This window comes from Actinotalea alkalitolerans (assembly GCF_023369855.1).
GTDB lineage: Bacteria > Actinomycetota > Actinomycetes > Actinomycetales > Cellulomonadaceae > Actinotalea.
This window is the reverse complement of record NZ_JAMBPP010000025.1, coordinates 1-24,905: the sequence shown is the minus strand read 5'-3', so window position 1 is coordinate 24,905 and position 24,905 is coordinate 1. Positions and strand designations below refer to the sequence as shown.

General features: G+C 71.8%; 20 protein-coding genes and 3 tRNA genes. 20 read left to right on the top strand and 3 right to left on the bottom strand.

What is annotated here, in order from left to right:
- Positions 1-73: 73 nt before the first annotated feature.
- On the top strand, positions 74-1,024 hold the full coding sequence (gene pheA / locus M1R94_RS19770) for a prephenate dehydratase (protein ID WP_249383450.1): 951 nt from the start codon (positions 74-76) through the stop codon (positions 1,022-1,024).
- A gap of 42 nt (positions 1,025-1,066) precedes the next feature.
- Here the strand turns inward: pheA and M1R94_RS19765 are convergent, their stop codons facing one another.
- Entirely contained in the window at positions 1,067-2,239 is a 1,173-nt protein-coding gene (locus M1R94_RS19765; RefSeq protein WP_249383449.1) for a diacylglycerol/lipid kinase family protein, read from the bottom strand.
- A gap of 62 nt (positions 2,240-2,301) precedes the next feature.
- Between M1R94_RS19765 and serS the strand changes: the two genes are divergently transcribed.
- The 7 genes from serS (at position 2,302) to M1R94_RS19730 (ending at position 10,233) form a co-directional block, all read left to right on the top strand.
- Complete coding sequence (gene serS / locus M1R94_RS19760; RefSeq protein ID WP_249383448.1) at positions 2,302-3,591, top strand: serine--tRNA ligase; 1,290 nt, start codon at positions 2,302-2,304, stop codon at positions 3,589-3,591.
- On the top strand, positions 3,588-4,433 hold the full coding sequence (locus M1R94_RS19755) for an HAD family hydrolase (RefSeq protein WP_249383447.1): 846 nt from the start codon (positions 3,588-3,590) through the stop codon (positions 4,431-4,433). Before serS ends, M1R94_RS19755 begins: the two co-directional genes overlap by 4 nt.
- Positions 4,434-4,514: 81 nt before the next feature.
- Positions 4,515-5,528 carry a LacI family DNA-binding transcriptional regulator gene (locus M1R94_RS19750; RefSeq protein ID WP_249383446.1) on the top strand — a complete coding sequence of 338 codons (1,014 nt, stop codon included), beginning with the start codon at positions 4,515-4,517 and terminating at the stop codon, positions 5,526-5,528.
- Between the two features lie 155 nt (positions 5,529-5,683).
- Positions 5,684-7,063, top strand: a complete 1,380-nt coding sequence (locus tag M1R94_RS19745) for an ABC transporter substrate-binding protein (RefSeq protein ID WP_249383445.1) — start codon at positions 5,684-5,686, stop codon at positions 7,061-7,063.
- A 244-nt stretch (positions 7,064-7,307) separates the two neighbouring features.
- Positions 7,308-8,267 (top strand): carbohydrate ABC transporter permease, encoded by a 960-nt coding sequence (locus M1R94_RS19740; RefSeq protein ID WP_249383455.1) that lies wholly within the window; start codon positions 7,308-7,310, stop codon positions 8,265-8,267.
- Positions 8,264-9,220, top strand: a complete 957-nt coding sequence (locus M1R94_RS19735; protein ID WP_249383444.1) for a carbohydrate ABC transporter permease — start codon at positions 8,264-8,266, stop codon at positions 9,218-9,220. The genes M1R94_RS19740 and M1R94_RS19735 overlap by 4 nt, the downstream gene beginning before the upstream one ends.
- 119 nt (positions 9,221-9,339) lie before the next feature.
- Positions 9,340-10,233: an EamA family transporter gene (locus M1R94_RS19730; protein WP_249383443.1), complete on the top strand. Its 894-nt coding sequence runs from the start codon at positions 9,340-9,342 to the stop codon at positions 10,231-10,233.
- 22 nt (positions 10,234-10,255) lie between these two features.
- Here M1R94_RS19730 and M1R94_RS19725 read toward each other — a convergent pair whose 3' ends face one another.
- Positions 10,256-10,753, bottom strand: coding sequence for a proteasome activator (locus M1R94_RS19725; RefSeq protein WP_249383442.1), 498 nt, complete (start codon positions 10,751-10,753; stop codon positions 10,256-10,258).
- A 113-nt stretch (positions 10,754-10,866) separates the two neighbouring features.
- Here M1R94_RS19725 and M1R94_RS19720 point away from each other — a divergent pair, with 113 nt between their 5' ends.
- Positions 10,867-12,108, top strand: coding sequence for an AGE family epimerase/isomerase (locus M1R94_RS19720; protein ID WP_249383441.1), 1,242 nt, complete (start codon positions 10,867-10,869; stop codon positions 12,106-12,108).
- A 22-nt stretch (positions 12,109-12,130) separates the two neighbouring features.
- Here M1R94_RS19720 and M1R94_RS19715 read toward each other — a convergent pair whose 3' ends face one another.
- Positions 12,131-13,150 (bottom strand): NAD(P)H-quinone oxidoreductase, encoded by a 1,020-nt coding sequence (locus tag M1R94_RS19715; RefSeq protein ID WP_249383440.1) that lies wholly within the window; start codon positions 13,148-13,150, stop codon positions 12,131-12,133.
- Between the two features lie 197 nt (positions 13,151-13,347).
- Between M1R94_RS19715 and M1R94_RS20605 the strand changes: the two genes are divergently transcribed.
- The 11 genes from M1R94_RS20605 (at position 13,348) to M1R94_RS19660 (ending at position 24,351) form a co-directional block, all read left to right on the top strand.
- Positions 13,348-17,796 (top strand): sensor histidine kinase, encoded by a 4,449-nt coding sequence (locus M1R94_RS20605; protein WP_283253716.1) that lies wholly within the window; start codon positions 13,348-13,350, stop codon positions 17,794-17,796.
- Positions 17,797-17,848: 52 nt separating this feature from the next.
- Positions 17,849-18,298 carry a roadblock/LC7 domain-containing protein gene (locus M1R94_RS19705; protein WP_249383439.1) on the top strand — a complete coding sequence of 150 codons (450 nt, stop codon included), beginning with the start codon at positions 17,849-17,851 and terminating at the stop codon, positions 18,296-18,298.
- A gap of 7 nt (positions 18,299-18,305) precedes the next feature.
- Positions 18,306-18,737 (top strand): DUF742 domain-containing protein, encoded by a 432-nt coding sequence (locus M1R94_RS19700; protein ID WP_249383438.1) that lies wholly within the window; start codon positions 18,306-18,308, stop codon positions 18,735-18,737.
- Positions 18,718-19,329, top strand: coding sequence for a GTP-binding protein (locus M1R94_RS19695; RefSeq protein WP_249383437.1), 612 nt, complete (start codon positions 18,718-18,720; stop codon positions 19,327-19,329). The genes M1R94_RS19700 and M1R94_RS19695 overlap by 20 nt, the downstream gene beginning before the upstream one ends.
- Positions 19,330-19,472: 143 nt before the next feature.
- Complete coding sequence (locus M1R94_RS19690; RefSeq protein ID WP_249383436.1) at positions 19,473-19,892, top strand: hypothetical protein; 420 nt, start codon at positions 19,473-19,475, stop codon at positions 19,890-19,892.
- Positions 19,893-19,982: 90 nt separating this feature from the next.
- A tRNA-Ser gene (locus M1R94_RS19685) sits at positions 19,983-20,074 on the top strand.
- A gap of 293 nt (positions 20,075-20,367) precedes the next feature.
- On the top strand, positions 20,368-21,171 hold the full coding sequence (locus tag M1R94_RS19680; protein ID WP_249383435.1) for an MBL fold metallo-hydrolase: 804 nt from the start codon (positions 20,368-20,370) through the stop codon (positions 21,169-21,171).
- 105 nt (positions 21,172-21,276) lie between these two features.
- Positions 21,277-22,551, top strand: coding sequence for a threonine/serine exporter family protein (locus M1R94_RS19675; RefSeq protein WP_249383434.1), 1,275 nt, complete (start codon positions 21,277-21,279; stop codon positions 22,549-22,551).
- A gap of 74 nt (positions 22,552-22,625) precedes the next feature.
- Positions 22,626-22,714, top strand: a tRNA-Ser gene (locus M1R94_RS19670).
- A 112-nt stretch (positions 22,715-22,826) separates the two neighbouring features.
- Positions 22,827-22,899 (top strand) — tRNA-Arg (locus tag M1R94_RS19665).
- A gap of 273 nt (positions 22,900-23,172) precedes the next feature.
- Complete coding sequence (locus tag M1R94_RS19660; RefSeq protein WP_249383433.1) at positions 23,173-24,351, top strand: hypothetical protein; 1,179 nt, start codon at positions 23,173-23,175, stop codon at positions 24,349-24,351.
- The last annotated feature ends 554 nt before the right edge of the window (positions 24,352-24,905 follow it).

The following is a 24,905-nucleotide window of genomic DNA, read 5'->3' as shown; positions in this document are numbered from 1 at the left end:
GTCGGCGGCGACCGGCGCGGTGCGGGCCCCGCTCCACACGATCACCACAGGACCTTCCGGAAGGGATCGCAGGATGACCGGAGGCACGTTGCCCCGCTACGCCTACCTGGGCCCGGCGGGCACCTTCACCGAGGCGGCCCTTCGCCAGGTCGTCGGTCCCGACGAGGCGGTGTACCTGCCTCAGGTCGACGTCGTCTCGGCGATCGAGGCGGTGCGGTCGGGGGCCGCGGACCGCGCGGTCGTCGCGATCGAGAACTCGGTCGAGGGTGGGGTCACCGCGACCCTGGACACCCTGGCGACCGGGAGCCCCCTGGTCCTCCTGCAGGAGGTCCTGGTGCCGGTGGGCTTCACCGTCGCGGGCCGCGCGGGCACCTCGTTGGCCGACGTGCGTCGGATCTCCGCCCACCCGCACGCGTGGGCGCAGTGCCGGCGCTGGCTCAACCAGAACCTGCCGCACGTCGTGCACGTCCCGGCGACCTCCAACACCGCCCCCGCCGCCCTGCTCGCCGGGACCGAGCCGCTGCTCGGGTTCGACGCCGCCCTGGTGCCGCCGCCGGCTGTGGACCACTACGGGCTCGTCGCTCTGGCCGAGGGCGTCGCGGACAACGCGCGCGCGGTCACCCGCTTCGTCGTGGTCGGCAAGCCCGGGACGGTGCCGCCCCCCACCGGTGCGGACAAGACGACCCTGGTGGTGCACCTGCCGAGCAACCAGGCCGGTGCGCTCCTGGAGATGCTCGAGCAGTTCGCGACCCGCGGGGTGAACCTGTCGCGGATCGAGTCACGGCCGCTGGGCGACGCGATGGGCCGGTACTCGTTCTCGATCGACGCCGAGGGCCACATCGCCGAGGAGCGGATGGCCGAGGCGCTGATGGGCCTGCACCGGGTCTGCCCGCACGTGCGGTTCCTGGGCTCCTACCCGCGGGTGGACGCCCCGTTGAGCCCGCTGCGGCCGGGGACCTTCGACCCCGACTTCGTCGCGGCGCGCGAGTGGGTCACCGCGTTGCGCGGGGGCCGCACGCACTGACTCGCCGCGCCCGGGGGTGGGGCTCGCTGCGCCCGAGGTGGGTCAGGGCACCCGGACCCGCAGGGAGCGCTCGTCGACGCGTGCGGTGATCTCCAGGGCTGAGCCGATGATGTCCCCGTCGACCTGCACCTGCTGCGCGTCGCGCGAGCGGACCGCGAACCGTCGTGCGCGGCTGTGGTCGATGCGGCCGATCTTGTTGGGCAGGTCGTTGCGCATCCCGAAGCGCTGCATGGTGACCTCACCGAGCAGCTGCGCCCAGCCCGCGACCCCTCCGCGGGTGTCGATCGCGCCGATGTCGAGCCAGCCGTCGTCGAGCACCGCGTCGGGCAGCAGGGTGATGCCACCGGGCAGGCGGCCGCAGTTGCCGATGAGCAGGCTGCGCAGCCGGTGGGAGGTCCACTCGCCGCCGTCGGTGGACATCTCGATCCGCATCCTGCGCGAGTGGAGGTGGCGGACCCCGGCGACGAAGTAGGCGATCCAGCCGACCTTCGCCTTGAGCTCCTCGTCGGTGTCGGCGACCATCGCGGCGTCGAACCCGAGGCCGGCGATCACCAGGAAGATGTGGTCGCGGGCCGGTTCGGCGGTGTCCGGCGGGGTCTTCTCGGGGGCCACGGCGTGGGGGTCGGCCTCGGCGATGTCGTCCGAGACCTGCGACTCGTCGCGGACCACGGTGAGCCAGCCGACGTCGATCGGCCGCTCGTGACCGGTCAGCGCGATCCGCATCAGCGCGTCGACGTCGTTGATCGGCAGGTCGAGGTTGCGGGCCAGGAGGTTGCCCGTGCCCTGGGGGATCAGTCCCATCGCGCCCTGGGAGCCGGCCAGGCCCTCGGCGACCGCACGGACCGTCCCGTCGCCGCCGACCGCGACCACCACGCGCGCCCCCCGTTCGAGGGCCTCGCGGGTCTGCCCGATGCCTGGGTCGTCCGCGGTGGTCTCGAGCCACAGCGGCTCGGGCAGGTAGCGGGCGGAGCAGGCCTGCACGGCGGTGTCGCGCAGCTGGCCGACGCCGGGCTTGGTGGGGTTGGCCACGAAGGCGACCAGGGTGCGGGGGCTCGTCCCGGCGACGTCGGACGGTGTCGCGGTGCCGCTCGCCACGGTGTCGGGAGGGGCTCCGGCGGCGCGTTCGCGCAACGTCCGTCGGTTGATCAGGGCCAGCACCACGGCGGTCACCGAGAGGCCGAGGGCGAGCAGGCTCAGCCAGCCGATCCATGTCATGGCGACACCGTACGGCCACCGCAGGTGCGCCACACCCCGGCCGGTCTCGTTACGCTCAGGGGGTGATCGACCTCCGCGTCCTGCGCGACGCACCCGACCTCGTCCGTGCCAGCCAGCTGCGACGCGGCGCCGACCCGTCCCTGGTCGACTCCGCGGTCGACCTGGACGCGCGCCGGCGGGCGGCGCTGACCGACTTCGAGCGGCTGCGCGCCGAGCAGAAGGGTCTGGGCAAGGAGGTCGCGACGGCGTCGGGCGAGGCCAAGGCTGAGCTCCTGGGCCGTGCCAAGGCCCTGGCCGAGCAGGTCAGGACGGCGCAGGCCGACGCCGAGGCAGCTGCGGCCGAGCTCGAGGAGGTCGTCGGCCGGATCGGCAACGTCGCGCTCGACGGCGTGCCGGCCGGGGGCGAGGACGACTTCGTCGTGCTGCGCGAGGTCGGGTCGCCGCGTGACCTCGCCGCGGAGTACGGAGCGGACTTCGTCCCGCTGGACCACCTCGATCTCGGCGAGCGTCTGCGCGCGATCGACACGGTGCGCGGCGCGAAGGTCTCGGGAGCCCGCTTCTACTACCTGACCGGCGTCGGTGCGCGCCTCGAGCTCGCGCTGCTCAACGCCGCGATGGACGCCGCGCTCGCGGCGGGCTTCACGCCGATGATCACCCCGACCCTGGTCAAGCCCGAGGTGATGCGAGGCACGGGCTTCCTCGGGGAGCACGCCGACGAGGTCTACCGGCTCGAGGCGGACGACCTGTACCTGGTCGGGACCTCGGAGGTCGCCCTGGCCGGGTACCACGCCGACGAGATCCTCGACCTGAGCACGGGCCCGCAGCGGTACGCCGGGTGGTCGGCCTGCTACCGGCGCGAGGCGGGCTCGTACGGCAAGGACACCCGCGGCATCATCCGGGTGCACCAGTTCCACAAGGTCGAGATGTTCAGCTACACCTCGGTCGAGGACGCCGAGGCCGAGCACGAACGGCTGCTGGCCCTCGAGGAGCAGATGCTGGCCCTGGCCGAGCTGCCCTACCGGGTCATCGACACCGCGGCGGGCGACCTCGGCTCGAGCGCCGCGCGCAAGTTCGACTGCGAGGCCTGGCTGCCCAGCCAGCAGCGCTACCTCGAGCTCACCTCGACCTCGAACTGCACCACGTACCAGGCCCGCCGGCTGGGTGTGCGAGAGCGCACGGCGTCGGGGGAGACGCGAGCCGTGGCGACCCTCAACGGCACGCTGGGTACCACCCGGTGGATCGTGGCGATCCTGGAGAACCACCAGCAGGCCGACGGGTCGGTCCGGGTCCCGGTCGGGCTGCGCCCGTACCTCGGTGGGCTCGAGGTGCTCCCCGTGGTCGCTCCCGCATGACGGCCCCGCACCACGCGTCGACGGTCGGGCAGGACGGCGCCGACGGCCGCCTGCTCGTCGCGCTCGACATCGACGGCACCCTGATGAGCTTCTCGGGGGAGATCCGTCCGGCGGTGGTCGAGGCGGTCCAGGCGGTGCGGGAGGCCGGCCACCACGTGGTGCTCGCGACCGGCCGGTCACTGGTCTCGACCATCCCGGTCGCCCGGCGGCTGGGCCTGGGATCGGGCCCGGCGGTGTCGTCCAACGGCGCGGTCTCGCTGATGCTCGACGGCGGGTCGTCGGGGGGCTACACCATCACCGACCTGGTGACCTTCGACCCCGAGCCCGCGCTGCGCGTCATCCTGGCCGAGCTGCCCGACGCGGTCTTCGCGGTCGAGGACGTCGGCCACGGCTTCTTCGTCAACAAGCCCTTCCCGCCCGACGAGATCGAGGGCCGGCACACCGTGGTGGACTTCGAGGAGCTCTGCGCGACCCCGGCGACCCGTGTCGTGATCCGCAGCCCCGACCACACCGACGCCGACTTCCATGCGATGGTCCAGCGGATCGGCCTGCACGAGGTGTCCTACTCGGTGGGCTGGATCGCGTGGCTCGACCTCAACCCGCTGGGGGTCTCCAAGGCCAGTGCGCTCGAGACCGTGCGGCAGCGGCTGGGCGTCGCGCCGGATCGCACGGTCGCCGTCGGGGACGGTCGCAACGACATCGAGATGCTTCAGTGGGCGGGTCGCGGGGTGGCCATGGGGCACGCCGACGAGACCACCCGGGCGGCGGCCGACGAGGTCACCGGCATGATCGAGGACGACGGCGCCGTGACCGTGCTGCGCAGCCTGCTCGACCGCAGCTGACCGGCGGTGATCCTCTCGCCGACGGGCGCGCGGCCGGCCCCCGGTGGACCGCGACCCCGCGGAGGTGGACAATCTGCCGCCATGGCGGCAGGAATCGATGACGTGGCCCGGGCCGCCGGCGTGTCCACGGCGACGGTCTCCCGCGCGCTGCGTGACCTGCCGAACGTCAACGAGGCCACGCGCAACCGGGTCCGACGCGTCGCCGCACAGCTGGGCTACGTGGCCTCGCCCTCGGCGGTGAGCCTGGCCTCGGGTCGGACCCGCACGATCGGGGTGATCAGCCCGTGGATCAACCGGTGGTTCTTCTCCAACGTCATCGACGGCGCCGAGCGCACCCTGCGGGCGCAGGGGTTCGACGTGCTGCTCTACACCTTCGACGTCCGCCGGTCGACCAGCCGGCCCCGGGTCGACCCCGACGTGCTGCGACGGCGGGTGGACGGTGTGCTCGTGGTGGGGCTGCCCCTGGACCAGGACGAGGTCGACGCGCTGTTGACCCTCGGGCATCCCCTGGTCTGCATCGGCTGGGGCGACTTCGGTCAGGTCACCGTCAGGCTCGACGACCACGGGACCGCGCTGGCCGCGACCCGGCACCTGGTCGGGCTCGGGCACCGGCGCATCGGGCACATCACCGGGTCGCCGGACGACGTCGCGCCCTGGTCGCCCCCGGTGCACCGTGAGGCCGGGTGGCGTGAGGCGATGACCGAGGCAGGTCTGGAGACCCCGCCCGAGCTCGAGGTCCACGGCAACTTCGACGTGGAGGGCGGGCGGGCGTCGATGCACACGCTGCTCGACCAGGCCCCCGACGTCACCGCCGTCTTCGCGGCCTCCGACGAGATGGCGATGGGCGCGATCCTCGCGCTGCGGGACCTGGGTCTGGACGTGCCGGGTGACGTGTCGGTGATCGGGGTCGACGGCCACGAGCTGGGTGAGCTGGTCGGCCTGACCACGATGGCCCAGGCCGCGGACGAGCAGGGGGCGGCGGCCGCCCAGCTGGTGCTCGACATGATCGCGGGCGTGACCCCGCCCCGCGAGGTCGTCTACCCGACGGTGCTCGTGGAGCGGTCCTCGACCGGTCCTCCTCGTCCCGCTGCATGATCGTGTGACGTAATCGTTACCCGTTCGTCGCCCGGTTGTTGTGCAAGGTGCTTGCGGCGGCGCGCTGTAAGCGCTTGCATTGGGGCAACGCACCGCCGCGGCAATCCGCCGTGGTCGGCAGCGGTTCTAGACCACGAGGATGTGGAGGTCACTTGATGCACAGCAACACGAGGCGCCGGTACGCGGCGGTCGCGGGAGGACTGGGCCTGGCGCTCGCGCTGGCGGCCTGTATGCCGGCCGACGACGAGCCCGGCGGCACCGGTACCGACGGTGACGGGGACGGCGGCATGGAGGTCGCCGAGGGTTGCGAGGCCTACGAGGTCTACGGCGACCTGTCCGGCACCACCGTCACTCTCTACACGTCGATCGTCGCCCCCGAGGACCAGCCCCACATCGACTCCTACAAGCCCTTCGAGGACTGCACCGGAGCGACCGTCGAGTACGAGGGCTCCAAGGAGTTCGAGGCCCAGCTGCCCGTCCGCGTGCAGGCCGGCAACCCCCCGGACCTCGCGTACATCCCCCAGCCGGGTCTGCTCCAGACCCTGGTGCGTGACTTCGACGCCGTCGTCCCGGCACCCGAGGGTGTCGAGTCCAACGTCGACGAGTTCTACACGGCCTCCTGGAAGGAGTACGGCTCGGTCGACGGGACCTTCTACGCCGCACCCCTGGGCGCCAACGTGAAGTCGTTCGTCTGGTACTCGCCGGAGATGTTCGCGAGCGCCGGCTACGAGATCCCGACCACGTGGCAGGAGATGCTCGACCTGTCCGACGCGATCGCCGCTGAGGGCAGCAAGCCCTGGTGCGCAGGCATCGGCTCGGGCGACGCCACCGGGTGGCCGGCCACCGACTGGCTCGAGGACGTCATGCTCCGCACCGCGGGCCCCGACGTCTACGACCAGTGGCTGAACCACGAGATCCCGTTCAACGACCCGCAGGTCGCCGAGGCGCTCGCCGCGGTGGGCTCGATCCTCAAGAACCCGGAGTACGTCAACGGCGGCTTCGGCGACGTGAGCTCGATCGCCACGACCGAGTTCCAGGCCGGTGGCCTGCCGATCCTCGACGGCAACTGCTGGATGCACCGCCAGGCGTCGTTCTACCAGGCCAACTGGCCCGAGGGCACGGAGGTCGGCCCCGACGGCGACGTCTTCGCCTTCTACCTGCCGGGTGAGACCGCTGACGACCGTCCGCTGCTCGGTGGTGGCGAGTTCGTCGCCGCCTTCGCGGACCGTCCCGAGGTCGCTGCCTTCCAGGCGTTCCTCGCCAGCCCCGAGTGGGCCAACGCCAAGGCCGAGGTCACCTCGGCCGGCTGGGTGACGGCCAACAACGGCCTCGACCCGTCGCTGCTCAAGTCCCCTGTCGACCAGCTGTCCTTCCAGCTGCTGGCCGACCCGGACGCCGAGTTCCGCTTCGACGCCTCCGACCTGATGCCGTCCGCCGTGGGCGCCGGCAGCTTCTGGACGGAGATGACGAACTGGATCGCGACGGACAAGCCCGACGCAGAGGTCCTGGACGCGATCGAGGCGTCCTGGCCGTGATCGACCGCACCACGTGAGAACGGGAAGGGCCCGCCGCCACGGCGGGCCCTTCCTGGCGCAGGGGGCGTACGCCCTACGGTGTGACTCGGAGCACAAGCCGGGCACACCGGGCGGATCGGGCCACAGATGACGAACGGCACGGGAGGGTGATGTGGACTACATCTCGAGATATCTGGCGTGGCTGGGTGACGGGATCCGCGACTGGTTGCTGAATGCTGACGACACGGGGCACAAGTTCGCCCTGATGCTCGTCGCGATCATCCTCTTCGTGGTCGTCATGGGTGCGGTGCTGCTCGCCGTCGACCGGCCCAAGCGGGTACCGCGGTGGCTGGTCACGGTCGGTTTCGTCGGTCCCGCGCTGCTGATGCTGACCTTCGGGCTGGTCTACCCGGGCCTGCGCACCTTGTGGGCCTCGCTGTTCGACCGCCGCGGGCAGAACTTCATCGGTCTGGACAACTACATCCTGGCGTTCACCCAGAGCGAGTTCCAGATCGTCCTGCGCAACACCGCGCTGTGGGTGATCGTCGTGCCGATCGCGGCGACCCTCATCGGCCTGGTCTACGCGGTGCTGGTGGACCGCACCCGGTTCGAGCGGGTGGCCAAGACCCTGGTCTTCCTGCCGATGGCGATCTCGATGGTCGGCGCCTCGATCATCTGGAAGTTCGTCTACGACTACCGCGCCGTGCTGCGCAACTCCGAGGGTGACCTCATCGCCCAGCAGATCGGCCTGATCAACCAGCTCCTGGTGTGGGCGGGCCTCGAACCGCAGCAGTTCCTGCTGAACACCCCGTTCAACACCTTCTTCCTCATCGCCGTCATGGTCTGGATCCAGGCAGGGTTCGCGATGACGGTGCTCTCGGCAGCGATCAAGGCCATCCCGGACGACATCGTCGAGGCTGCGACCCTCGACGGGCTCAGCGGCGCCAAGATGTTCCGCTACATCACGATCCCCAGCGTCCGCCCCGCACTGGTCGTGGTGGTCACCACCATCGCGATGGGCACCCTGAAGGTCTTCGACATCGTGCGGACGATGACCGGCGGCAACTTCCAGACCTCGGTCGTGGCGAACGAGTTCTACCGGCAGAGCTTCGTGCAGCAGAACGCCGGGCTGGGCGCGGCGCTCGCGGTGATCCTCTTCGTCCTGGTGATCCCGTTGGTCATCTACAACATCCGCCAGCTCCGCATCTCGGAGGAGATCCGATGACCACCACGCCACCTCCCGTCCCGGCCCTGGTCACCGGCGGTGTCGGTGACGACGACGCCGGCACCCAGTCCTCCCGCCGTGGCCTGGGCCTCGACCAGCGTGCCGCGAAGGCCAAGAAGCGGCTGACCAGCCCGTGGGCCTCGCTGCTCGCGGCGGTCATCGCCATCCTGTGGACCATCCCGACCTTCGGGCTGCTGATCACCTCGATCCGTCCGCAGTCCGACATCAACCGCACGGGCTGGTGGACCTTCTTCACCAACCCGACGGTCACCGGGGCGAACTACCAGGAGGCGATGTTCGGCAGCCAGACCAACCTGGCGGTCTACTTCGTCAACTCGATCGTGATCACGCTGCCGTCGGTGGTCATCCCGATCACCTTGGCGCTGCTGGCCGCCTACGCCTTCGCCTGGATCGAGTTCAAGGGCCGCAACGTGCTCTTCGTCGCGGTCTTCGCACTCCAGGTCGTCCCGATCCAGGTCACCCTGATCCCGCTGCTCACCCAGTACGTGACCTGGGGTCTGGCGGGGTCGTTCTGGACCGTCTGGCTCTCGCACTCGATCTTCGCCCTGCCGCTGGCGATCTTCCTGCTGCACAACTTCATGAAGGACATCCCGCCGTCGCTGATCGAGGCGGCGCGGGTCGACGGCGCAGGCCACGTCAAGATCTTCTTCCAGGTGCTCCTGCCTCTGCTGGTGCCGGCGATCGCGTCCTTCGCGATCTTCCAGTTCCTGTGGGTGTGGAACGACCTCCTGGTCGCGCTGACCTTCGCGGGCGGGACCCGGAACGTCGCGCCCCTCACGGTGCGTGTCGCAGAGCTCTCCGGGACCCGTGGCGCCGACTGGCACCTGCTCTCCGCGGGGGCGTTCATCTCGATGATCGTGCCGGTGGTCGTCTTCCTCGCACTCCAGAGATACTTCGTCCGAGGACTGCTCGCGGGGTCCGTCAAGGGCTGACCCCGCGCCCCGCGACGGCGCGGCGACCACCCGGTCGCCGCGCCGTCGTCATGCCCGGGCAGGTGTCGCCCGAGGTCCGGGTGCGGTGCGCCCCGGTGGCCGGGACCTAGGGTGAGTCGGTGGTGCACCCCCCAGCTGCGGACGCGCGCGTCCCGGCCCCGCTGATCTTCGTGGCGTCGGGTCTGAGCCTGTACGTCGGGGCGGCCCTGGCCATCGGGCTCTTCGCGGTGATCCCCGCCGCCGGGGTGGGCTGGCTGCGGCTGGTCGTCGCGGCCGTGCTGCTGCTGGCCTGGCGCCGACCGTGGCGGCTGCGGTGGTCGCGTCGTGACCTCGGCGTGGTGCTCCTGTTCGGCACGACGCTCGCCGCGATGAACGTGACCTTCTACATCGCGATCGACCACCTGCCGCTGGGGACCGCGGTGGCGATCGAGTTCCTGGGTCCTGTCCTGGTGGGCGCTGTGACGGGCGTGGGGTGGCGGGAGCGCACGGGCATCGTGCTCGCTGCCTGCGGGGTCGTGCTCCTGGCGGGGGTCACGGTGAGCGTCGGTGGGCCGGGGGCAGCCATCGGGTTGCTGGCGGCCGGAGCCGCGGCGGCGTGCTGGGCCGGGTACATCCTGCTCGGACGGCGGGTCGCGCTCACCGGCGACGGGGTGACGCGGCTCTCGGTCGCGATGTGCGCGGGCGCGTTGGTCTTCGCGCCGCTGCTGGTGCGGTCGTCGGCCCCCGTGCTCGCGTCGTGGTGGCTGGTGGCCGCCGTGGTGGGCGTCGCGGTGCTGTCCTCGGTGGTGCCCTACGCCCTGGAGCAGGTGGTCCTGCGCCGGGTGTCGGCGGCCGGCTTCGCCGTCCTGCTCGCGATGCTGCCGGCGATCGCCGCCGTCGTCGGTGCGGTCGTCCTGCGCCAGCTGCCCGATCCGCTCGAGGTGCTCGGCCTGCTCCTGGTCTCGGCGGCCATCGCGCTGACCTCGGTGCGGCGTGCTCCCGTCCCGGCCCGCGGAGCCCCCGAGCCTCGGTGAGGCGAGGCTGCACCTCGGCGGGTCACAGGTACTGGCCCGGCCCGCGCTCGTCGGTGCGCACGGCCCCGGGCACACCCGGCAGTGCGCGACGTTCGGGTCCTGCCTGCGCCTGCGCGGCCATCTGCTGCGCCACGAGTGCGGTCTGCAGGCCGTGGAAGAGCCCTTCGAGCCAGCCGACCAGCTGCGCCTGGGCGATCCGCAGCTCGGCGTCGGAGGGGGTGCCCTCGTCGCTGAACGGCAGGCTGATCCGCCTCAGCTCGGCGACCAGGTCCTCGGACAACCCGTCCTCGAGCTCGGTCATCGTGCGTTCGTGGATCTCGGCCAGCCGGGTGCGGGCGGCGTCGTCGAGCGGGGCTCCGCGCACCTCCTCGAGGAGCTGCTTGACCATCGTGCCGATCCGCATCACCTTGGCCGGCTGCCCCAGGAAGGCGCCACGCGGTGTCAGCGCGCCGGGCTCGTCGCGCTCCTGGGAGTCGGCGCGGGGGAGAGAGGCGTCGGGGCGGTGCGTCTGGTCGTCCATACCTCCTATTGTGTGGCCCGGGCGGTTCGGGTCGTGCGTCCGCCCGGGCCACTCCGAGACCTGGGCCGTGCGAGTAGCGTGAGGCGTCGTCTGATCCCGACCCTGGAGACCCCATGAGCTGGCTGTCGTCCCCCGCCCACCACCGCTGGCTCGAGGCGGAGACCGACAGGCTGCTGGACTTCGGGCGTGCGGCCCGGGTGCCCGCGGGTGGTTTCGGCTGGCTCGACGAGCGCGGGCTGCTCGACGCCACCAGGCCCACCGAGCTGTGGATCACCTGCCGCATGACCTATGTCTTCTCGTTGGGTGCGCTGCTCGGACGACCGGGTGCGGCGAGCCTGGTCGACCACGGGCTGGCGGCCCTGGCCGGGCGGTTCAGCGACCGCGAGCACGGCGGGTGGTTCGCTGCGGTCGGCCCGCAGGGACCGCAGACCACCGAGCACGAGGAGAAGGGCGCCTACCCGCACGCCTTCGTGATCCTGGCCACGGCCAGTGCCACTGCCGCCGGGCGGCCCGGTGCGCGGGAGCTGCTCGACGAGGCGCTCGCGGTGTCCTTGGACCACTTCTGGGACGAGGACGAGGGCATGGTCGTGGAGTCCTGGGACCGTGCCTTCAGCCGCACCGAGGAGTACCGGGGCGTCAACGCCAACATGCACACCGTCGAGGCCTACCTCGCGGCGGCCGACGTGACGGGTGACCGGACCTGGCTGGACCGGGCGGCGCGGATCGTCGAGCGCGTGGTGCACGGGTTCGCGCGCGGGAACCGCTGGCGCATCCCCGAGCACTTCGACCCGCACTGGCAGCCTGACCTGGAGTACAACGCCGACGCACCCGCCCACCCCTTCCGTCCGTACGGGGCGACGATCGGTCACTGGCTCGAGTGGGCCCGGCTGACCCTGCACGTCCGGGCCGCCCTGACCGCCCTCGGCGACGAGCCGCCCGCCTGGATGGTCGAGGACGCCACCTCGCTGTTCGACGCGAGCATCGCGGAGGGCTGGGCCGTGGACGGTGCCCCGGGCTTCGTCTACACGGTGGACTGGGATGGCCGACCTGTCGTGCGTGAGCGCATGCACTGGGTGCTGTGCGAGGCCCTGGGCGCGGCCGCCGCGCTCTTCGCGGTCACCGGCGACGAGCGGTTCGACGACTGGTACCGCACCTGGTGGGACTACGCCGCCGAGCACCTGCTCGACCGTGACGGCGGCTCGTGGTGGCACGAGCTCGGCCCCGACAACGAGGTCTCGCGCACGGTGTGGGAGGGCAAGGCCGACCTCTACCACGCGGTCCAGGCCACCCTCATCCCGCGCCTTCCCCTGGCTCCGGTCCTGGCTCCGGCGCTGGCCCGTGGTCTGCTCGCCTGAGCAGGCTCGCACGGGCAGCCACTCAGGGGACCAGCAGCAGCTTTCCGAACACCTCGCCTGAGGCGAGCAGCTCGTGGGCGCGCGCGGCCTCGGCCAGGGGCAGCACCTCGTGAACCACGGGCAGCACGCGTCGCGCCTGGACCATCGGCCACACGTGCTCACGGACCGCGGCGACGATGGCCGTCTTCTCGTGCGCGGGTCGTGACCGCAGGGTCGTGCCCAGCACGGTCAGCCGCTTGCTGAGGAGCGAGCCCAGGTCGAGCTCCGCACGTCGACCCTGCTGCATCCCGATCACCGCGAGCCGTCCGCCGACCGCGAGGGCGTCGAGGTTGCGACGCAGGTACGCACCGCCGACGACGTCCAGGACGACGTCGACCCCGGCGCCACCGGTCGCCGCACGGACCAGCTCGACGAAGTCCTGGCTGCGGTGGTCGACCACGAGCTCGGCCCCCAGCTCAGCGCAGCGGGCGCCCCGGGCGGCACCTCCCGCCGTGGTGGCCACGTGAGCACCGAGAGCGACGCCCACCTGGACCGCGATCGAGCCGATGCCTCCCGAACCGCCGTGCACGAGGAGCCACTCGCCGCCGTGCAGGCCAGCGGCACCGACGAGGGTCGACCAGACGGTGCATGCGGCCTCGGGCAGGGCAGCGGCCTCGACCAGCCCGATCCCGGCGGGCACAGGCAGCAGCTGTCCCAGAGGCACGACCACGTGCTCGGCGTAGCCGCCGCCCGCCAGGAGCGCGCAGACCTCGTCGCCCACGACCCACCGACCGGCCTGGTCCAGCGGTGCCGGACCAGCGTCGCTGCTCTCGGGCGCAGGGTCGCCGAGGGCGACGATGCGCCCGGAGATCTCCAGGCCGGGCCAGTCAGGCGCCCCCGGCGGTGGGGGGTAGAGCCCGGCCCGCTGGAGCAGGTCGGCGTTGTTCACACCCGCCGCGGCGACCTCGACCAGGGCCTCACCGTGACCCGGCGCGGGCAGCGGGACCGAGCCCACGACCAGGCTCTCGGGTCCACCGGGCCGGGAAACCTTCACAACTCGCATGGCAGAAGTGTTGCAGCCGGGTGAAAAAGCCCCGATATCGTGTGCCGCGGGAAACGCGGGTGCACGAACGGCCTAATGCCGACAGTGCTGCGCGCCGATGAGTCCACGACGGCAGAAGACCGCCGGCCGAGGTCAGGTCCCCACTCGGCACCGATCGTGCTGTGGGCACCACAGGGCAGTGGAGGAGAGAGGTCGCCATGCTTCGCAGGTTGGGCATCCGCGGGAAGGTCCTCGCGGCCCTTTCCGTACCCGTGCTCGTCCTCTCTCTCCTCGCGGGGCTCCTCTCCCTGCAGGCGATCCAGGACGCGCAGGTCGCACGGACCACGGAGCGAGGGCTCGATGCCTTCCAGAAGTTCGCCGAGGTCACCACGGCCCTGCAGGCCGAGCGCCGCGCCGCGCTCCCGTTCGTCGCTGCGGACCCGTCGATCAAGGAGTCCCTGCGATCGGAGCTCGGCTCCTCGCGCTCGACCACCGACGCCGCGCTGTCCGCGTTCAACCTCGCGGTCCGTGCCGTCAACCTGGAGACCGTCGACCCGGCGATCAGCAGCACGATCGCCCGGTTCGGCCAGGACGTGCTCGCCCTGGACAACATCCGACGGAGCGTCGACTCCTCCGCGGTGCCCTACGTCACCGTGGCCCGCGACTACGGCTCCTTGATCGACACCACGATCTCGATGGTCAGGACCGTCGCCGAGAACCTCACCGACCGTCGGGTCGCGGCCATCGTGACCGCCAACTCCGCGTTGGCAGGGGTCGCCGAGGACCTCCACATGGAGCAGGTGCTGGGTGCGCAGATGCTCAGCGGTGACCAGTCCGTCCGCGAGATCCAGGTCCTCACCGCCCTCTTCACCCCCAACGACGTCGCCCGGGGCCAGGCCGCGGGCATCATCGCGGGGGTCGAGGTCGAGGGGGCGTCGCTGCCGAGCATCGGCTCGGTCCGTGAGGGCATCCAGACCTACGCGTCCTACCGTCAGCTCATCGCGACCGAGCAGACCATCTACTTCGAGCGGATCAGCCCCGAGGACTGGACCCGCTTCGCGGTGATGGAGATCGAGGCGCTGAGGCCGACGGCGCAGGCCCTGGCGGTCGCGTCGACCCAGCGTGCGTCGACCATGGCCGAGGACTCGGTCCGTACCGCCGTCATCACGGTGCTCGCGACCATCCTTGCCGTGCTGTTCTCGGTGGCGGTCGCGCTGACGATCGCACGGCAGATCACCGAGCCGCTGCGGCGTCTGACCGCTGCCGCCGGGCAGGTCCGCGACGACCTGCCCAGCCTCGTCGACCAGGTCTCCGTCCCGGGTCAAGGCCCCGACCTCCGGCTCGCCCAGATCCCGGTGACCAGCCGCGACGAGATCGGCCAGCTCGCCACCGCCTTCAACGAGGTGAACACGACCACGATCCAGGTGGCCCAGGAGCAGGCCGCACTGCGTGGGTCCATCGCGGAGATGTTCGTCAACGTCGCCCGCCGCGACCAGATCCTGCTCAACCGGCAGCTGTCCTTCATCGACGCGCTCGAGCGCTCGGAGGAGGACCCGGCCACCTTGGCCGACCTGTTCCGCCTCGACCACCTCGCGACCCGGATGCGCCGCAACGCCGAGTCCCTGCTCGTCCTGGCCGGGATCGACACCGGTCGGCGCCTGCGCGACGCGATGCCCGTCTCCGACGTGATCCGCACCGCCTCGTCGGAGATCGAGCACTACGAGCGCGTCCAGCTGGACCTGCGCGTCGACCCGCTGATGCTCGGGCACACGGCTCTCGCCGCAGCCCACCTCCTGGCCGAGATCCTCGAGAACGCGACCGTGTTCTCCGAGCCCGGCACCCCGGTCCAGGTCTCCACCGGCATCGACGAGAACCACGTGCTGGTGACGGTGCTCGACCAGGGCCTGGGAATGGCCCCGATCGAGCTCGAGCAGGCCAACGTCAAGATCCGGTCGACCTCCGCGAGCGACGTCCTCGGGGCCCAGCGCCTCGGCCTCTTCGTCGTCGGCCGTATCGCCAACCGGTTGGGCGCCCAGGTCGAGCTCTCTCAGGGGCCCGGCGGGCAGGGCACCCTCGCGGTGCTCCGTCTGCCGCTGGTGCTCTTCGTCGACCCTGACGCGATCCCGCTCACCCAGCCGATGCAGCCTGCCCGCATCGAGTCCTTCGCCCTGCCCGAGGAGGCCGCAGAGGTCATCCACGACACCGCCTACGCCCCGGCGCCGGCCTTCGTCGAGGACGTCGCACCGGGCCAGCTCGGGTCTGCGGCCAACCCGGCCGAGCAGGTGGACCTCGCGGCACTGACCGACGGCGCCACGCCGCTCGGGCTGCCACGGCGCCGGTCCCGCACGGCGGACGTCGAGGCCCCGGCTCCGAGCGCCAGCCACCGTGACGAGGACGACGCCGCGGCAGCGCCCTCGATCCCGCTCGCACCCTCGGCCGACAGCCTCGCCGGTGCCGCTGCGGTGGACCTCGAGTCGTGGAGCCCGCCCGTGGTGGGTTCCTCGGGCCCGACTGCACTGCCGAGCCGACGTGTCGCGGCCCCGTCGGAGGAGGCCGCTCCTGCCGCCGGTCTGCCGACCCGCCGACCCGCCGGCGCCGCACTGCCGACACGTCAGGGAGCGCCCGACACCCAGACCGGTGCGCTGCCCGTCCGCCAGCCTGCGGGCCCCCAGGTCGCGCAGCCGTCCCCGTCACCCACGACCGCTGCCGCAGGCGGCGAGAGCCGAGCCGCACTCTTCTCGGGCTTCCGGTCGCGTCGCGCCGAGCTCGCTGCGGCCTCGGTCGGCAACGACCGTGCGGAGCAGGTCGACCCGTCGATCGGCCTCGGTGGCCCCGACGGCGCCGAGCGCCTCGCGGCCGCGGCAGCTGGTGCGGCTGCCTTCTTCGGGCGAGCTGCCGCAGCCCAGCCCGCAGCGCCCGAGCAGGACCCCGCCCCGGTGTTCCAGGAGCAGGTCGAGCAGCCCGGGGGCGAGTGGGATGTCACTGGTGAGCGCACTGCCGTGCCGGCCAGGCACAGCGGGGCCCACGCCGCCGAGCAGCCCGAGACACCGCCGATGGTCATCCCCCAGATGGTCGACGACGACTACTACCCTCCGGCCGGCCAGCTCGGGGCTGTCGGGTCCGAGGTCGACCAGGCGCCCTGGTACCAGGCCCCCGCCGACGAGCTGCCGCAGGAGTCGACCGAGGTCTGGTCGCCGTCGGCGTTCGTCCCGGGCACCCCGCTGTCGGGTGCGCCGGCCGAGACCGAGCAGCCCGCTGACGAGCAGCCTGCTTACGAGCAGCCTGCTTACGAGCAGCCCGCTGCGCAGTGGCACGCCGATGCTCCCGCTGCGTGGCAGGCACCGGCTCCCGCCCAGACCCAGTGGGACGCACCTGCACCTGCACCTGCCCAGTCCCAGTGGGATGCACCGGCTCCCGCCCAGTCCCAGTGGGATGCACCTGCACCTGCACCTGCCCCCGCCCCCGCACCCGCGGCCTGGCAGGCACCTGCCCCGCCCGAGGCCCGCTGGGACCAGCCGACCTCCGCCGCGTGGCAGACCCAGGCCATGGCCCCCGCGCCTGTCGCCGAGCCGGCTCCCTGGCAGGCGCAGGCCTCGGCCCCCGCTGCGGCACCGGCTCCGGTCCCGTGGCAGGCACCACCGCAGGCGCCCGAGCAGTCGGTCGGGACCCCGGCCTTCACCGAGCTCGTGCAGGGTCCGACCCGGCGCAGCACCCGTGAGGTCAAGCGCCGCCGCGGGTTCCTGGGGCTCTTCGGCCGCAGCAAGACGACGGTGAACCCCGCCGCCGCACCGACGGGCAGCCTGCCCGCGCCGGTCCAGGCCCCGGCCTTCACCCCGGTCACCCCTGTCCAGCCGAGCCCTGAGCAGGCGTTCGTCGCGCCCGCACCCCTCGGGCAGCCCACCGCCTCTCCGGTGCGCACCTCGGCCTGGAACGTCTCCGACGAGGCCGGTGCCCACACGTACGCACCTGTCGCAGAGCCGGCAGCGCCGGCTCCCTCGCCCTCGATCCCGCCGAGCAGAGGGTGGCAGCCGCCGCCGTCAGCCGTCGCTCCCGCACCCCAGCCGTGGTCAGCACCTCCGGCGGTACCCGCGCCTGCAGCCGCAGCGCCGGCGCCGGTGGCCGACCGCCCCAGGTCGGGGCATGAGCCCACCGGAGCAGCGGGCACGCCGTCGGGCGCCGTCCTGCCGCATCCCTCGCTCCCGGCCCGGACGGGTGCCGCGACGACGTTCACGCCGCAGCCCACGCTCGGTGCGTTCGACGACGAGGTGACGAACATGCTGGCCCAGCGTGGGGACATCGCCCAGCAGGCGCTGTCCGAGCTCAGCCAGCTGTCCTCGTACCGGCCTCAGACCGTCAGCGGTGCTGCGCCGGCCTCACTCACCCGTCGCGTGCCGGGCAACATCCCGGCCGCTCCGGAGATCAAGGTCTCGGCCTCGGGCAGCCGCCCGGACCGCGACGCCAACCAGGTCCGCTCGCTCCTGTCGAGCTTCCAGACCGGCACCAGCCGGGGTCGTCGTGCCGCGGAGGGCGCGGAGGACCCGGCCGGCGCGACACATACCACCGGTGGCACCGAGGTCACCGGTCACGAGGACGGTTCGGCAGGTGGCCGCGGGGAACCCGTGACCACTCCGGACACCGACCTGACCCAGCGGAACACCTCATGGTGACCGCGAGCACCACCCCAAGCCGCCGCCAGGCAGGCCACCTCGAGGAGGACACGTGACAGCGCTCAGCTCGGAAGCCGCCAACTTCGGTTGGCTTCTGGACAACTTCGTCCGGACCGTACCCGGAACCCGGCACACGCTCGTCGTGTCGGCCGACGGCTTGCTCATGGCCATGTCGGAGGACCTGGACCGCACCAGCGGCGACCAGCTCGCCGCCATCGTGGCGGGCATGTCGAGCCTGACACGTGGCGCAGCCCGCCAGCTGCGGGCAGGTGACGTGCGGCAGGCGATCGTCGAGATGGACGAGCTCTTCCTGTTCTTGATGAGCGTCTCCAACGGGTCGGTGCTGGCTGTCGTGGCCGACTCGACCTGCGACGTCGGCCTGATCGGCTACGAGATGGCGATGCTGGTCTCCCGTACGGAGACCACGCTGACGCCGCAGCTCGTGACCGAGATGCGCGGCAACCTGCCGGTCGACGGCGCCACGCGTACGCCGGTCGGGTGAACGCGGCATGACACCCAACGAGGAGACGTACGGAACGGGTCGGCACGCCGACCCGCCGTCCGGCGATCCCGGTGTGGAGTACGAGGCGCGGACGGTCCGCCCCTATGCCGTGACGGGCGGGCGGGTCAAGGCCGCGAACTCGGACCTCCCACTCGAAGCACTCGTCGAGGTCCTTCCCGGGGCCGCCAACAGCCAGGGGCTGCCGCCCGAGAAGCGCGCGATCCTGCAGCATGCCGCACACACCTTCGTCTCCGTCGCCGAGCTCTCCGCGCTGCTGCGGCTCCCGCTCGGTGTGGTCCGGATCCTGGTCACGGACCTCTCGGAGTCGCAGTACATCCGTGTGCACACCTCAACGCCGGTGAGCGTCCACACCGGCCAGTCCCCCGCCCTGTCCCTGAGCGTGCTGGAGAGTGTTCTCAATGGCATATCCGCCCTCTGACACCGCTGTGACCGACCGCAAGAGGGTCGGCGGGGGTGTCGCGCCAACAGTCGTGAAGATCGTCGTCGCCGGTGGCTTCGCCGTCGGCAAGACGACCTTCATCGGCTCCATCTCGGACATCGAGCCCCTCAACACCGAGGCCGCGATGACCGAGCACTCCGTGGGCGTCGACGACGCCGGCGGGGTCACCGACCGCAAGACGACCACGACGGTGGCGATGGACTTCGGTCGCATCGCCCTGCCGGGCTCGCTCTGGCTGTACCTCTTCGGCACCCCTGGGCAGGACCGCTTCCTGTTCATGTGGGACGACCTGGTCCGCGGCGCGATCGGTGCGGTCGTCCTGGTCGACACCGAGCGGCTCGACCAGTGCTTCCCGGCGGTGGACTACTTCGAGAGCCGGGGGATCCCCTTCGTCGTGGCGGTCAACTGCTTCGACGGGGTGGCCCGCCACCAGCTCGACGACATCCGTGAGGCGCTGTCGATCCCGCCGCACGTGCCGGTCATGTACACCGACGCCCGGTCCCGTGCCGCGACCAAGCAGACGTTGATCTCGCTGGTCCAGCTCGCGATGGAGCGTCTGCGCAGCAGCTGAGACCGACCACGATCAGCCCGGGCCTGCACCCTCTCTCACGAGGGTGCAGGCCCGCGCCGTACGTGCCTGGCTGACTAGGCTCTGGCCTGACCCACGCATCCGGCGGATGCGTCACGCGGGACGTGCGGAGCAGGACGGACACGATGCTGATCTACGCCGACGGCTCGGCCCTGGCCTGTGCTCTCGGTTCGGGTGTCGAGTCGGCCTCGTGGATGCGCTGGTCCTTCGAGCACCGCGCGCAGCTGGTCACCTCACCGCTCGGGGTGAGCGAGCTGCGCCGTGCTGCCCAGCTGATGGACCCGGTCGCGCGTGCTCGTGCGCACCAGATCGCCACGTCGGTCGAGGTGGTGCGCTTCTTCGACCAGTCCTTGGGCACGGCCGCGATGGCCTCGACGGTCCTCGACCCCTTCGGGGCGATCCACCTGGGCATCGTCGTGGCCCACCCCGAGATCGAGGCCTTGGCCACCTATGACACCGCGCTCGCGAGGGTCGCGAGCATCTACGGCGTGCCGGTGGTGAGCCCCGGGCGGGCCGAGGGCTGGTGGGAGGAGAGCCCCTCCTGATGGTGGTGTACGAACCGGCGACGTCCGGAGCGCGGCCCGAGCGTTCACTGGCACAATGGGCCCGCGCCGCGCCCTGAGGGGCCGGTGCGGGGAGGGCTGGCTGAGCGGCCGAAAGCGACGGTCTTGAAAACCGTTGATGCGGGACACCCCCGTATCCAAGGGTTCGAATCCCTTGCCCTCCGCTGGCACCCCCCTGCGCGCACCCCCGCCTGCGCGCACCCCCCCTGCGCGCACCCCCGCCTGCGCGCACCCCCCCTGCGCGCACCCCCGCCTGCGCGCACCCCCCGCCTGCGCGCACCCCCGCCTGCGCGCACCCCCACCCCACCCCCTGCTCGCCATCGGCGTCGCACTTCTGCACCGAGGACGCACGTCTGCGCGTGCGTCCTCAGTGCAGGAGTGCGTCCTCGACGAGGTGGCAGGAGGGATGAGGGAGGCGGACGCCGTGTGGGGACACGGAGCGGGGTAGCGTCGCGAGATGGATGAGCGTGAGCTGCGCGAGGTCGCCCCGGGCGTGCACGTGAGGCATGTGCCGAAGTGGCACACGTCGAGCACGGTCATCGTGGCCGACACCGCGTCCCACGCCGGAGGTGCCCTGGTCGTCGATCCGGCGATGACCGCGGACGAGATCGACGCGCTCGCCGAGCAGGTCTGGCGTCTCGGCCTCGTCGTCACGGGTGGCGTCGTGACGCACGCTCACGTCGACCACGTCCTGTGGCGACCGTCGTTGGGCGACGCGCAGCGGTGGGCGACACCGCTGGCGTACGCCCAGGTCCAGGGCCGACCGGAGCAGGTGCTGAGCGAGGAGGCCACGGCCGAGCTCGGCATCGACCGGGACGTGCTGCGAGGGGTGCGGGCGCTCGAGACCGACGCTCCCGTCCTGCCGTGGTCGGGGCGGGAGCTCCGCCTGCTCGTGCACGACGCGCACGCCCCGGGCCACCTGGCACTGCTGGTGAGCGACGCCCGCGTGCTCGTGGCCGGTGACATGCTCTCGGCGCGCGAGGTCCCGCTGCTCGACACGGCAGCCCTCGACCCTCTCGCCGGCTACACCGTGGGCCTCGAGCTGCTCGCGGTTCCCTTGGAGTCCGGGGAGGTCGACCTGGTGGTTCCCGGTCACGGACCGGTGCTCGACCGCGAGCAGGCGATCGCGGTGCTCGAGGCGGACCGGGCCTACATCGGGGCCCTCCGCGCCGGCGACGTGCCCGAGGACCCGCGCCTGGTGGATGGCTGGGTCGCGGGCCAGCACGAGCAGCAGGTGCAGGCGCTCGGCATCACGCGCTGACCAGCGCGGTCGAGCGTGCCGGGCGCCGAGGTGTGACCAAGGGCCTGTCCACGCGAGGGCGACGGTCCTAGCCCTGGGCGGGGTGCGGCCCCGAAGATAGGTCCCATGACCACCACCGTGCCCGACGAGGACTCCCTCGAACCTGTCGAGCTCATCCGCCAGTCAGGGGCGGTGCTCCGCACCGGCAGGGCGATGCTCTCCTCGGGGACGGGTAGCTACCGGGTCAAGACCGCCATGCAGCAGGTCGCGCGGTCCTTCGGGCTGGACCGCCACGCAGCTCACGTGACGCTGACGGAGATCACCGCTACGTCGCACCGTGGAGCCATCTTCCGGACCGAGGTCGCCGAGGTCCGGTCGATCGGCGTCAACTCGCATCGGCTCGGGGAGCTCACCGACCTGGTCAACGGACTGCGGCCCGGCACCTCGGTCGACGAGGTCAACCGCGAGCTGGACCGGATCGAGGCCCTGCCGCCGCTCTACCCCGCGGTGGGCAACGCGCTCTTCGCCGCCCTGGCGTGCGCGGCGTTCGCCTACCTCAACAACGGCGGACCCATCGAGGTCGTCGGGGTGTTCCTGGCCGCGGGGGTCGGGCAGTACGTGCGTCGGTTCTTCCTGCATCGCAAGATCAACCAGTTCGGCACCACCATGCTCGCGGCGGCCGCGGCGTGCCTGACGTACCTGGCGTTCGTCGAGGCGCTCGACGCGTGGGCAGGCGGTGCGGGTGCGGGACACGAGGCCGGGTTCATCTCGGCGGTGCTGTTCCTCGTGCCCGGGTTCGCCCTGGTGACCGGCGCGCTGGACCTCGCCAAGCTCGACTTCTCCGCGGGCGTGGCTCGGATCGTCTACGCCCTGATGATCCTCATGTCCGCAGCGATCAGTGTCTGGGCGGTGTCGTGGGTGTCCGGGCTCAGCCCCGACCCGACGCCCCCGCCCGACCTGGCGCTGTGGCTCGAGGTCGCCCTGCGCGCGCTGGCGAGCTTCCTGGGGGTCCTGGGCTTCGCGCTGATGTTCAACTCTCCGTTCCGGATGGCCCTGGGCGCTGCGCTCATCGGGATGGTGGCCAACGTCCTGCGCCTGCAGCTCGCGGACCTGGGGGTGGTGATCCAGGCGGCGACGATGATCGCGACCCTCACCGTCGGCCTGATGGCCGCAGTGCTGGCGCCACGGATGAATGTCCCGCGGATCACGATCTCGGTGCCGGCCGTGGTGATCATGGTGCCTGGGGCCGCGGTCTACCGGACGGTCATCGGCCTCAACAACGGCGACGCCGAGGTCGCGGTGACCTCGGGGGTCCAGGCGGTCTTCGTGATGATCGCGATCGCCATCGGCCTCGCGGCAGCGCGGATCCTGACCGACCGGAGCTGGGCGTACGAGCGGTGAACGAGACCCGCCGACGACCCCAGGAGGGCGCTTTGCTCCCCGGTCCCGTAGGCGGGTACCCTGACCTGCACACTGGAGACGTCGCATAGTCAGGTCTAGTGCGCGACCCTGCTAAGGTCGTGAAGGGGCAACCCTTCCGTGGGTTCAAATCCCACCGTCTCCGCGCGTCATGTGCCCGGCTCCTCCGCTCCACGAGGGTGCCGGGTTCATGCTGTCGGGTCGATTGGGTCCTCCCCCTCGAGGCATGTATCCTCGTGGGCGGCCCACGTGGCCGGGCGCCCGTAGCTCAACGGATAGAGCATCTGACTACGGATCAGAAGGTTGGGGGTTCGAATCCCTCCGGGCGCACAGCAGGTAAGGGCCTCTCGCCGGCGGAGACGCTGAGTGGGAGGCCCTTCCGTCTGTCTGCAGGAGGGGCCGATCCGTCCCTTGCCCATCGACGACGTCGTCCAGGTCAGGGTCCAGCCGTGCGGACGGTGACGTCCTGGTGGCGTCCTTCGCGTTGTACTGAGGGACCAAGGTCCCTGGGCTGCGAGCGATCGGTCTTGGCTCGCCTCACGGAGCCGAGCGGGGTGTCCGGTTCGCCGGGGTTTCCCGGGGCCCGCGAGTAGCGTTGATCCCATGGGTACGGTCCGCCGTCTCGTCGTCCTCCTGCTCTGTCTCGCCGCGCTCGTGCTGCCGATCGCGGCCACGGCGGTGGAGCCGAGTCCCACGCCCGACGTGGTCGGGGCGAGTACGACACCTGTGGTGGTCGAGCCGAGTCCCACGCCTGCCGTCGTGGAGCCGAGTCCCACGCCTGCCGTCGTGGAGCCGAGCCCCGCGCCCCCGGCGGTCGAGCCGAGTCCCTTGCCCGACGTGGTCGAAGCGAGCCCGACACCTGTGGTGGTCGAGCCGAGTCCCACGCCTGCTGTCGTCGAGCCGAGCCCGACGCCCGCGGTGGTGGAGCCGGGCCCAGCGCCCGACCTGCCGCTGTGCGAGTGGGTGGTCCCCGCGGCAACCGACGGCACCTTGACCCTCGACGTTCCCGCGGTGCAGGCGGGGACGCCCGTGCTGGGAGTCCTCACCGGCTTCGGTGAGTGGCCGACGCGCTTCATCGGCGGAGGCTCGGGGGAGACCTTCATCAGCTGCACCCCCTGGGCCCCGATGGGAGCGGCGGAGGCGATGGCCCTCGAGTCGCAGGACGCCGGGCTCTTCCTCGTCGGCGTCCCGGTGGGAACCGCACCCGGCGCCTACCCGATCAGCGTGATGTTCTACGAGGGTTCAGGGACGATGCACGACGGCGGGACGTTGGTGCGCCTCAGCACGACGGTGACCGTCAGCGCGGATCCGATCACCCTGACACCGGGCGTCGCGTGCCAGCGGACCGGCGGCCAGGCGCCCGTCGGGCGGCTGATCGGCGATGACACCGCGCCGGTCGGTGGGCGGCTCACCCTCGGGCTCGCGGATGTGCCGTCGGACACCACCATCTACTTCAACGAGTACGACCAGCTCTGGTTCCTCGCCTGTCTCGACGGTCGGGCACTCGTCGTCCGGGAGAACATCTCGGCGGGCACCGCCGAGCTCGAGGTCCCACCGGGGCTCGCGGCGGGGACGTACACGCTTCGCCTGTGGGGTCTGCTGGACGGCAACCGTGTCTGGTGGGAGCGGGTCGTGACCGTCGCGGACGACGCCCGACCGGCGACGCCGGCTCGCCCCACCCTGCCGGCCACAGGAGCATCCTGGCTCCCGGCGGTGTCCTTGGCCCTCCTCTTCGTGGCTACCGGTGCCTTGGCCCTGCGCGCCACGCGCCGGCGCACCTAGGAGACCGCTGAGCCGACTGGTGGCCGGACCGCGTGGTGCCGGCCCGGATCGTGGGCCGCGCGGAGGAAGCGGTGACGAGTGACGACGACGTGGGTCAGCGCGCGAGGCGCCCGCCGGTTTGGACCACGCGCTCCGGTGCCCTAGTGTTGCCGAGCACCCGCAGCGACGGCCGCGAGCACCTGCTCGAGGCTGGCCGGGGTGCCTCCCGATCGGACGTCAGGCCTAGCCTGCGCGTGCAGACCGGGGTGGCGCAGGGCACGACGGACCGACTTGATCCGAACCAGTGCACCGCGTAACGTAGGAACCCGCCCCGCAGGGAGCAACGGACGACGAGCTTCGGTTCGCAGGCCGGTCCCAGGGGCACAACCCACGATGAACGACCGACGCGAAAGCGCCGGACGATTGTCATGGTCAGGTGCAGATGATCGTGGAACTCGCAGAGTTGACACGCCTCACCGGCTCCGCTAAGTTAGACAGGTTGCCTCCGGACGGGCTTGATGGCCCGGATGGATGCGCGTTCGTTCTTTGAGAACTCAACAGCGTGCCAAAAGTCG